Origin of the sequence: Candidatus Viridilinea mediisalina, from assembly GCF_002532535.1 — a bacterium.
Taxonomy (GTDB): domain Bacteria; phylum Chloroflexota; class Chloroflexia; order Chloroflexales; family Chloroflexaceae; genus Viridilinea; species Viridilinea mediisalina.
The window spans coordinates 1-10,882 of record NZ_NQWI01000146.1 but is presented as its reverse complement, the minus strand read 5'-3'; the positions used below and the strand labels follow the sequence as shown (position 1 = coordinate 10,882).

Below are 10,882 nucleotides of genomic sequence, written 5' to 3'. Positions count from 1 at the left end.
CAATCTCCAATCTCCAATCTCCAATCTCCAATCTCCAATCTCCAATCTCCAATCTACCGACGCCCGCCCCACGCCCCACGCGACTAACCAACCACTCAGTCCAATGGCGATGATATAGGCCCCCACGGTGGCAAACTGAAAGCGTTGGCCCGCTTCGACCGCACTCACCCCCAGGCCAGTGGGGGCCCCAAGCAGTTCGGCGGCCACGAGCGAAATCCATCCCGCCGAGACCGCAATGCGCCAAGCGGTGACGAGGAGCGGATAGGCCAGCGGTAACCTGATGGTCAATAACGTAACCAGACGCCCGGCCCCATCCAGCGCCGCCGCATCCAACAGTTCACGGTCGGTCGTATCGAGCGCATGCAGCGTCGTGAGTACCACCACAGGCCAGGCGGTCCACGCAATCACCGCCACCTGCGCAGCACTACTGAGACCAAACAGTACTACTATCAGGGGGAAGAGCGCGAGGGCCGGAATGGGGCGCATCGCCTCAACTACAGGCATGACCGCCAGACGCAGCCATGGTAGCAGATGGAGCAGCAGTGCCAGCAGGGTGCCCCCACCCAGCGCCAGCACCAACCCAAGCGCCAAATGCCAGAGCGAAGCCATCAGCGCCACCAACAAACGCCCCGAAGCCAACTCAACCCCAAGCGCCGCCAACGTCGCCGCCAGCGTCGGCAACACCGGACTCCCCACCAGACGCGCCCCCAACTCCCACCAGAGCGCCACCACCACCAGCCCTGTGAAACGTTGCATGCCTTGTACCATGGGCCAATCTTACTATAGGTGTAGCTTGCTTTGGGGTGGTGCCTCCGTATGGGGCTGCGCCCCATACGGAGGCACCACCCCGGCGGGGGTTTGGGGGAGGCGAAGCCTCCCTCAAAAAAACACTTTGTTAGCGCGAAAAAACCTTGGGTTGGCAGGCGACCTCGCGGTGGCTTCGACAGGCTCAGCCACCGCGCCGCTGGCTCGGTGGTTGAGCCTGCCGAAACCAGCCTGTCGAAGCCAAGCGGCGCGGCCCAGAGCTTTTTCGCGCTAACAACTCTTTTTGTTGCGTGTTGGCGGCGAAGCCGCCAACACGCAACAAAAAGTGGGGGTTGGGGCGGAGCCCCAAAAATGCGTATGGGCAGCCGCCCCAGATGCACCTTACGGCGGGGTTTGGGGCGGAGCCCCAAAAATGCGTATGGGCAGCCGCCCCCAAATGCACATTTGCGCTGGGAGTGGCGATCTATACTGAAGCGAAAGCAAGGAGCAACAAGGATGGAAACTCCATACACTGACCCGACCACCCGTTTACGGCTTTTGGAGAGCTGGCTGCCTTTGGTGCAGGCCGAGAATGAGCGTTATGGCTGGCAGTTGGCTGGCCCTGAATTGGAAGCATTGATCCTCTTGGCCGCCCCCCAACTCACGACCAGTACCAACCTATTGACCGCCCGTGTCATCATTTGGCATTACCAGCAACAATTGCAGCACAATGCCCAATAATCCCAATGACCCTTGAGCATGCCGCCTCATCAAGAACACGAAAGCCCATTGGGACGCCTTGTCCGGCAATCTACAATCTACAATCTACAATCTACAATCGGAAATGGTATACGTACCACTCGATTACACCACAACTATCACAAAACTCATATAGATTTCAGGCGCTTCGTTGCGTATACTCATACAAAGGGCAGACTAGCGTATAATTACAGCACATCGTCCAGGCTGCTCGTCCAGCACTGCAAGCTACCAGACGAGGCCGGGGAGGGTTGATTATGGTTGTTGCAGCATCACAGCAGTTGCAGCGTCTGGAAAGCCGGTTGGTTGGAAGCCAAAGGCGCGAAGTGATGACACTACCTAGCTCCGAGAACGCGACAGTTCTCGTGGTTGATGATATTGAGGCCAATCGCATGCTGCTTGAGCGCCACCTGTTGCGCTTGGGTTGTCAGGTGCTGATGGCCGAGCATGGGCGTCAAGCTTTGGAACTCTTAGCGACCCATGCCGTAGATATGATCCTGCTCGACCTGATGATGCCGGTGATGGATGGCTTTGCCACCCTCGCTGCGCTCAAGGACGATCCGCAGTTGCGCCACCTGCCGGTGGTGGTGGTTTCGGCCCTGGATGATGTCGAGAGCATTGCGCGCTGTGTGAGCTTGGGGGCGGTAGATTTCCTGGGTAAGCCGGTTGAGCGCCGCCTGCTCAAGGCTCGCGTTGAGGCCAGCCTGGAACGCAAGCGGCTCAATGATCACGTGCAAGCCGCCCACGCCGCCGCCGAGGCGGCCCATCGCTCAAAAGACGCCTTTGTCTCGATGGTTTCCCACGAACTGAACAACCAGCTCACCGGCATCTTGGGCTATGCCGATATGCTCCATAGCAAAATGATTGGCCCACTCAACGACGAACAGGCCGAGTTTATCGGCTCGATCCGGCGGCTCTCTCGTATGATGAAGAGTGTCCTCGCCGATATTACCGATCTCTCCAAGATCGAAGCGGGCATCCTGCGCCTAGAGTTGGCCCCCACCTCGCTCGCTATCTGCCTCCAATCTGCCCTTGGTACTATTCGTACCCTGCTGGAAGAGCAGGGCCATCGCCTCACGCTTGACCCACTCGACGATATGCCTCAAGTCTTTGCCGATGAGGTGCGCTTGACCCAGATTCTTACCAATTTGCTCAGTAACGCCGCTAAGTATACCCCGCCCCAGGGCGAAATTGCGGTACGGGTGCAGCGTAACGGCAGCGGTACTATCGAGGTGTCTGTGCAGGATAGTGGTAAGGGCATCCCCTTTGAAGAACAAGCGCGCCTCTTTGAACCCTTCTTCCGCTCTACAACGGCAACCACTGGAACCCAACCAGGAACCGGGCTTGGGCTCAATATTACGCGCCAATTGGTAGAATTGCAGGGCGGCAAGATCTGGTTCACCAGTACGCCCGGTGAGGGTACGACCTTCAGCTTTACGTTGTCAGAGGTGGGCTAGGGACAACAAGTAAGGGTTCACACTTCTGCTGGGTGCGCGGGCCTCCGGCCCGCGCACCCAGCATTTGCTTACCCCAACTCTGAACAGTTACGACAACAGCTTCATTGTATGCTGTAAAGCTGAAAGGCCGCTTCTGAAACCATGCCTTAACTAAAAAACTCTCATGTAGAATTATCTCTTAACTAAAAAACTCTCATTGTGAAGTATGCTTAGTATCATCCGGTAATCTACCATTGCTAAGATGATAGGCATGCAAGGCTCTAGGCACTTGACCATCCCGATCAAGCCCCTGCTGCTCTGGATTGGAATGCTTTGTCTCTACCTTTTGACAAGTGCTGCCCTACTCGACAACCCCGATGCCCGCAGTGCCTATACCATGACCCGTGGCCTGCTGCTGCGCGGTGAACTGACCGTGCCAGCCGAGGATCGGCTCGATGAACTGTTTGAGAAGGAGGGGCGCGACGGTGCGGTCTATAGTAAGTATGGTTTGGTGCAGCCGATCGCGCAGATTCCGCTCTTTCTCGTGGCGGCATGGCTTTGGCCCGCCAATGAACTGGTGGCGACCCAGGCTGCTGTAGCGCTCGTCAACAGCTTTGCCACGGCTACGGCACTGCTGGTCCTCTACAGCCTCGCCGTGGCGCTCTTTCGCTCGCAACGGATTGCTGTCGCACTGGCGCTGATCTATGGCGGCGCGACGATGGCATGGCTCTATGCCACCCTCACCTACAGTGAGCCGCTGCTGACGCTGATCCTGATCTTGGTATGCCGACTGCTCTTGGCGGCGGAGCAGCGCCCCGCCGCTGCGCCAAAGCTCTTGGCCGCCGCTGGGCTGCTGACGGGCCTCGCCATTCTGACGAAGTATCCGGCGGTGATCTATGTACCGGCGCTACTCTGGTTTGCATGGGCGATCAGCAGGGGGGCGCGGGTGGCCCTCTTCGCTTTCATGGCCCCCTTAGCACTGGGCGTTGTCGTGTTGGCGGGCTACAACTATTGGCGCTACGAAGACATCTTAAACACCGGCTACCACATCAAAGAGTTGACACGCTTCCCGCGTCCGGCCTGGTATGGTTTCTACACCCTCTTCTTCAGTTTAGGCAAAAGCATCTTCGTCTATGCCCCACCGCTGCTCGCAGCGGTCTTTTTTTTGCCCCAATTTGCGCGGCAGCATGGTGCGTTTGGGCGCTTGATCCTGCTACTCATCGCCTCGTCGGTGATCTTCTACGCCGTGGTGCGCCCCTGGTCGGGCGCGTGGTCGCCGGGGCCACGCTACCAGTTGCCGGTGCTGCCACTGGCGCTCTTGGCACTGGGCACCCTCTTGGGACGTTGGCCGAGCTTGGCCGCATGGCAACAGTGGGGCTTTGGGGCCAGCGTCGCCAGCGGCGTGGCCGTGCAAATCCCTTTGGTAGCAATTAGCTATAACGATACCCTGGTACTCCTCCAAGTCATTACGGGCGGTGTCTATGCTTGGGGTTTCTGGTTCTTCGATCCCGACTACATGCCCCTGGTATGGCAGGTACGCATCCTCGCCTCCGCACTCGCACGGGCCGCCGGTGGCCCTTCCCTGCTGCCGAGTCCGCTGCCCTTCTCAGTCGATCGTCCGGGTCAACCAATTGACCAGATCGCCTGCTGGTTCGCCCGCCTCCCACCCGACTCAGGGTGGCTCGTGGTGGCCGTGGCGCTGGCCCTCAGCGCGACGGTCTGCCTCGCGGCGTTGCTCCGCGCTGTTGCGGGGCACGATCGGGGAGTGGTTCCCCAAAGTTAGGGTAAGGGTACAGGAGGTAGGAAACAGGAGATAGGAAATAGGGTTGAGGCATCAGACTATTTCCTACTTCCTATTTGCTACTTCCTATCTCCCCCCTTTAGGAGGACGTGTCATGCGTAAGTGGCTGTCGGGCAAAACGGACTACGGTGTTGCGGTGGTGCTACTGATTGTGCTGGCGGTGGTGGATGTGCTGGTGATCACAGCCTTTTGGAACACGCCGGTGAATGTGAGCAACGATGCGCGCATCTCGGATCGCCCATCAATCGCGGTGGATGAATTCGGCTTTTTGCATCTCGTCTGGGCTGATAGCACAACCGGCTATGCGGGGAGTAGCGAAATTCTCTACCGCACCTCAGCCGACGGTGGTGCGACATGGGCGCCAGCAGCGCCAAGGAACATCTCGAACAGCGCCGAACGCTCGCTACAGCCTAAGATTGCGGCGGCTGGCGGGCATCGCTTGGTGGCGTGGGCCGATGGAAGCAACACTATGGTGAGTCGTTGGGAGATGGGTGGTTGGACGACGCCCTTTGCGCTCTCTAGCTCCACGATCCCTATTCGCCAGATCTCAGTGGCGGTCAATGAGAGCGGTGAGGCACTAGTGGCATGGACGGAGGGTTTCGGCTCGGTAGAGGGCTACACGGCCAACAGCATCCCCGATGAACGAGGCTTCTACCGGCGCTGGAATGGCAGCGCATGGTCTGAGGCGCAACCGCTGGCGGCACGCCTCGTAGCCATGCGTGGTAACCTGGCTTACCTTGCGACCGAACGGGGGACGCTGCTGCACTCCAGTGATGGCGGAGCAACATGGGGGACGCCCGTTAACCTACCTGCTGGCTATAGCCTTCCTGTTGATATGAAGCTCGATAGCTTAGGCACCTTGCACCTCGCGTGGCATAGCAACTACGCGGTCATGGTTGGCAGCTACGATGGCCACAGCTTCAGCCAAGCCACCCTTGTAGACAGTTGGCCTCAATTGTCTAGTGCAACCGGCAGTAGCCTAGCGCGTAACCAGCTTGGTATGGTGACGGCGCTCGCCTTAGCGATCAACCCTGCCGACCACCTTGGCCTCGTCTGGGCAGCGCCCAGCCTTGAGGCGATTACAACGAGCTACCGCCCGCAAGGGGTCAACAATCTTGGTGCGGATGCCAGCTTCCGCATCATGGCGAGCCAGAGCTTCGATGGGCGCACCTGGACAACCCCTACGTTGCAGGGGGTTGAGGGTGGCTTCCCGGCGCTAGCCGCCGCCTCGGAGGGGAACCGCTTCTATGGTGCCTGGCGCTCACTCGGCAGCACCCCCGATGTCTATGTTGCGGTGAACCAACCTGATCAAGCAGGCTACCGTGAGACCTTTGATCGCCACGGGCGGCTCTTTGCCAAAGGGGTGGATGTGGGTGATGGCAGCGCCAAGTTGAATAGCAGTAATCCCCTTGATTGGCCCCTCTTTGGCGCGAGCCAGAACTATGGGCGCATCCTGCGTGGCCAAGAGGGCGCAACAACGCTTATGCTCTTGGACAATATGTGCCTCACGAGCTTTAATAGCACAACCGGGCAAGCGATGCAATTCGGGGCAAGTGCATGTCTGCCAATGTATGAGTATGTCTACTCAAGTCAGTGGTCCTCGTACACCCAGACCGAACGCATGCGTTTTGTTGATGGTCTAGTACAAAGCGAGAATACCTACGTTCTTGCTACCACAAGAGCGTTCATAGAATCAACAGACATCGTTACGCCACACCTCCTGCTCTGGAACAGTGGCACCAATGGTTTCAGCGATCTTGGGCAGCCCGCCGGACTTCCCCAAAATTTCTCCCTTGGTATCAACAACACCATGGCCACAACACCTGATGGTGCTGCGATCTATGTGGTGTTGCATAATCAACTCTACCGCTACAACGTGGCCAATGCTACGTGGAACAACCTCAACCAAGCAGCGCAGGCGGTAGCGATTGCGAGTGATGGAACGATCTATGTCGGCCATGAACAGAACCTACTCAGCAGCCCCAACGGCAACAACTTCACTCAGCGGGCCAGCGATTTTAGTACCCGGTCGCTGCATATTGATGCCAACGACTGCGTGATCGGTAGTGACAATAATCAGCCGCTTACCGGCTTCCAGCCTACCAGTGGCAATGTGGTACGCAGCAGTAGTGACATTACTATGCTCTGGTATCCCAACAATGCCTTCACCAATGGCCCTGATGGGGTGGTCTATCTGATCAACCCAGAAATACCTCTGGGTGCTACCCTCACCAGTTTCCGCTGTCGTGATGGGATGCAAGCTGAAGTACTCCAACTTGCGGAACTCAATCCGCACGGTAGTGGAAGCGGCGGACTTGTTGTCGCAGGCGATAACCGGCTCTGGATGAAGGTGGAACAAGCTGCCTCCATGATGGCTGACCCCAGTAATCCGACCAACCCCAGCTTTGATGGCCTTGTTGCCTACCCCCTCACCCCGCTACAGGGCGAAGTGGTCTCGCCGCCCATCTTTAGCGGCAGCGGCGGCGTCGAGTGGGGCACGCTCACCTTTAGTGTGACGGTGCCGGCGGGTGCGAGTTTCGCCGTGGATGTGCTTGACCTCGCGGGCAACGTGCTGCGCGAGAATGTGGCGAGTGGCACGAGCCTCGCCGATCTGCCCGCAGCGCCCGTGCGCCTACGCGGGCGCATGACGGCAACTAACGCCAATGCCTCGCCCGTATTGAGCCAGTGGCAACTGACCTGGAACGCCTTGGAACGGCGCGAAGCGCGGCTAGGGGCCAACCTGCCGCTCAATCTGAACCTAGCCAATGGTGATGTCAATCTCAACTTCCCAGCGGGGGCAGTGCAGGCCGAGCATACCCTCACCTACAGCGAGTTGGTCATGCCGACGCAGAGCTTGAGGAATTTCCGCTTCGTCGGGCGTAGCTTTACGATTGTGGCAACCAAGGCGGACGGCACGACCACCCGCGCATTCGCGCAGCCCTTTACGCTGAGAGTCAGCTATACAGACGCCGAGCTTATAATGGCGGGAATTAGTGAAGATGAGCTTGATCTCGTCTTCTGGAATGGTAGCCATTGGGTCTCGACCAACCCGACACTCGATCCGACCAACAAGCGCCTCACCGCCACCCTCGACCACCTGACCGAGTTTGCGCTGGTGGGTGGTCAGGGCGACCAAGATGCGCCGCAGATGGTCTATCTGCCGCTGGTGCGGCGCTAGGGGTATTGCGAGGATGCGTGAGGCGAGGACGCGAAGTCCTCGCACCCTCGCACCCTCGCACCCTCGCACCCTCGCACCCTCACGCGCCCTCGCACCCTCGCACCCTCGCGCCCTCGCATCCTCGCGCCCTCGCGCCCTCGCGTCTTCGCATCCTCGCGCCCTCGCATCCTCACCCCTCCTCGCTAAACTGCTGCAGATGGGCCTCCAGTTGGGCTAGGGTTGTGGTGTAGGTTTGGCGCGCCGCTTCGAGCAAGGTCTCTAGGTTATCCTCCCCACGGCGCAAGGCCAACTCTAGGCGCGCCCAATGGTTGGCCAAGGGGTTGGCACCGAGTTGTAGGCTTGCCCCCCGCAGCTTATGGGCTAACATGCGCATGCGTTCACGATCATCAGCGGCGAGGGCATCCTCCAGTTCCGCCAGTTGGCTGGCAAATGGCCCACAGAAGAGATCGGTAATCAGGCGTGCCCCATAGGCCGGCGCTGGGCCCATTGTTTCAATCAGGCTGTCAAGGGTGCGCCAATCAACCAGGCTCTCCTCGGCAGCCAGAGCGCTGGAAGGAAGTTGCGGGGCAGTTTGTTGCGCTTGACGCCCAACACAATGGGCAAAGATCGCCTGCAACGCTTCGGGCTGAACCGGCTTGCTCAGATAGGCATCCATACCCGCCTCCAGATACCGCTCGCGGTCGCCCCCCAAGGCCGAGGCGGTGAGCGCTACGATGTAGGGCTGGGTAATGCCCTCGAGCGCCCGAATCTGGCGCGTGGCCGCCTCGCCATCCAAGAAGGGCATCTGAATATCCATGAAGACGAGATCGTAGGGTTGGCGTGCCACTATGGCCACCGCCTCGGCCCCATGGTTGGCCAGATCAACCTGGTAGCCAAGATGCTCGATCATGTAGCGGAGAATCCTCTGGTTGATGGGATTGTCTTCGGCTAAGAGAATACGCAACGCTTCCCGCTGCTCGCTTCCGGGTTCTACCCCCCCCTGTTCCCTGTTCTCCTGTTCCCTGTTCTCCTGTTCTCCTGTTCTCTGTTCTGCATCCACCCCCCCCTGCTCCAACGACAAGCGGAGCGTAAAGGTCGAACCAACCCCGACTTCACTGGTGACCGTAAGGCTGCCGCCCATGAGTGCAACCAACTGCTTGCTGATGGTCAAGCCTAAGCCTGAACCATCAACGTGGCGTGTGATCGCAGCCTCACCCCGCGCAAAGGGTTCAAAGATGAGCGCAAGCTGTTCGGGGGCAATGCCAATCCCTGTATCCTCGACCCGTAGCATCAGTTCAAAGTGGTTGGGCGGGCAGGGCTGCCCGCCCACGCGCAGCGTCACGCTGCCATGACGGGTGAACTTTACCGCATTGCCCAAGAGGTTGACCAAGATTTGACGCAGACGCATACTATCGCCCATAAGCATACGCGGCACCTCCTGCTCAACGACCTGCGTGAAGCCAATGGCGCGCTGCTGGGCCGCATGTGCGACCAAACCAAGCGCATCGTTGAGGCATGCATGGAGATCAAAGGGTTGGATGTGGAGATCGATCTGCCCCGCTTCGATCTTGGAGAAATCGAGAATATTGCCAATAACGTGGCGCAATAATTCAGCACTGGTGTGCATGGTCTGCACATATTCCCCCTGGCGTGGCGTTAGGGCTGTACTCTGGATAAGTTGCGAAGCAGCTACAATCGCAGTCAATGGGGTGCGAATTTCGTGGCTCATCTGGGCCAGAAAGAGCGACTTCGCCCGATCGGCTGCTTCGGCGGACTCTTTGGCCCGCAGCAACTGCTGTACGGCCAGACGCCGCTCGGTGATGTCGCGCACGAGAATCAGGAACTCGTCTGCGGTGATTTGAGCAACGCGCACCTCTTGAAAGATGCGCCCATCTCTGGCATGCTCCATGGCAAACTCAAACTGGCGGATCTGACCAGAATCACGCACCTGGTGCAGGGTAATCAGGGTCATCTCGGCCAACTCAGGGGGCAGCACCTGATCAACGGGACGGCCCAGAAACTCTTCGGGAGGCATCCAGAGCTCGGTATGCTCAGGGGCATGGTAGCCACGAAAGACGCCCTGTACATCAACGATAAAGAGTAGGTCGGGGAGGGCATCGCGCAAGGCCCGCAGGTGGGCCTCACGCCCGGCGAGCGATTGTACCACCTGCTCATGCTGCGCCTCACTGGCCTGCAAGGCTGCTAAGGTCTGCTCGAGCGCCTGGGTGCGCTCGGCGACCCGCTGCTCCAGCATCAGATTTGCCTGATCGCGCTCGGCCTGGGCCAATTCCACCGCCTGCAAGCTGGCGTTGATCCGCTGGACTAACGACAAGGCCCCAACGGCGGTAATCGCGCTCATGATCAGCGTGCTGGCAACCCCATTCAGCATGATCATGGGGTCGTGCATCCGCAGCATGAGGGTAGCAAGTTCGACCTCGGAGCGCTGCAGTGAAACAAACATGCCGATAAACAAGGCTGCCGCACCAGAGAGCCAGACCAGTAGAGTGGCCCAGCGATTCAGCATCAGTGCCGCAATTGCAACGGTTGCAATCAGATAGCCGCGCCCAACCGAGGTCTCACCGTCACTAATCAACATGTAGGTAATCACGAACAAGCTGTTGGCCAGCAACAGCACCACCCGGAGTTGGTAGTCTAGCTTTTGGTTGAAGACCAGCAGCGCAACGGCGGTGTAGCTCACCAGCTTGAGGCTCGGCAACAGGTAGGAGCCATACCAAAATTGGCCCAAGGCATCAATGATGATCATCGGCATGGGGATAATGATCAAAATCCCTAGGATCACATTGAGCGCCTGCATACGCCAGCGATGCAGCGCGTGAGAAACAGTGGCCATAATGCGTGGCTTTATACCAATTACCCTTGAACATGCCGCACAATCAAGAACGCAAAAGCCCATTGGGACGCCATGTTCGGCAATCTACAATCTACAATCTACAATCTACAATCTACAATCTACAATCTACAATC

The 10,882-nt window shown here is 58.7% G+C and carries 6 protein-coding genes; 4 read left to right on the top strand and 2 right to left on the bottom strand.

What is annotated here, in order from left to right; all coding sequences use genetic code 11:
- Positions 1–756: ABC transporter permease (locus CJ255_RS19405; RefSeq protein ID WP_097645744.1), on the bottom strand; the 756-nt coding region annotated here is incomplete at its 3' end.
- Between the two features lie 504 nt (positions 757–1,260).
- Here CJ255_RS19405 and CJ255_RS19400 point away from each other — a divergent pair.
- The 4 genes from CJ255_RS19400 to CJ255_RS19385 all read left to right on the top strand — a co-directional run bounded on the left by CJ255_RS19400 (position 1,261) and on the right by CJ255_RS19385 (position 7,918).
- Positions 1,261–1,485: a hypothetical protein gene (locus tag CJ255_RS19400; RefSeq protein WP_097645743.1), complete on the top strand. Its 225-nt coding sequence runs from the start codon at positions 1,261–1,263 to the stop codon at positions 1,483–1,485.
- A 347-nt stretch (positions 1,486–1,832) separates the two neighbouring features.
- Entirely contained in the window at positions 1,833–2,960 is a 1,128-nt protein-coding gene (locus CJ255_RS19395) for a hybrid sensor histidine kinase/response regulator (protein ID WP_165774819.1), read from the top strand.
- 250 nt (positions 2,961–3,210) lie between these two features.
- The gene (locus CJ255_RS19390; RefSeq protein WP_165774818.1) at positions 3,211–4,722 is read left to right on the top strand and encodes a glycosyltransferase family 39 protein; all 1,512 of its coding nucleotides are present in this window, start codon (positions 3,211–3,213) and stop codon (positions 4,720–4,722) included.
- A 112-nt stretch (positions 4,723–4,834) separates the two neighbouring features.
- Positions 4,835–7,918, top strand: a complete 3,084-nt coding sequence (locus CJ255_RS19385; RefSeq protein ID WP_097645740.1) for a beta propeller repeat protein — start codon at positions 4,835–4,837, stop codon at positions 7,916–7,918.
- A 169-nt stretch (positions 7,919–8,087) separates the two neighbouring features.
- Here the strand turns inward: CJ255_RS19385 and CJ255_RS19380 are convergent, their stop codons facing one another.
- On the bottom strand, positions 8,088–10,748 hold the full coding sequence (locus CJ255_RS19380; RefSeq protein WP_165774817.1) for an ATP-binding protein: 2,661 nt from the start codon (positions 10,746–10,748) through the stop codon (positions 8,088–8,090).
- Between the last annotated feature and the right edge of the window lie 134 nt (positions 10,749–10,882).

Coding starts and splice junctions, on each gene's coding strand:
- CJ255_RS19400 (WP_097645743.1), top strand. CDS start 1,261: ATGGAAACTCCATACACTGACCCGACCACCCGTTTACGGCTTTTGGAG.
- CJ255_RS19395 (WP_165774819.1), top strand. CDS start 1,833: ATGACACTACCTAGCTCCGAGAACGCGACAGTTCTCGTGGTTGATGAT.
- CJ255_RS19390 (WP_165774818.1), top strand. CDS start 3,211: ATGCAAGGCTCTAGGCACTTGACCATCCCGATCAAGCCCCTGCTGCTC.
- CJ255_RS19385 (WP_097645740.1), top strand. CDS start 4,835: ATGCGTAAGTGGCTGTCGGGCAAAACGGACTACGGTGTTGCGGTGGTG.
- CJ255_RS19380 (WP_165774817.1), bottom strand. CDS start 10,748: ATGGCCACTGTTTCTCACGCGCTGCATCGCTGGCGTATGCAGGCGCTC.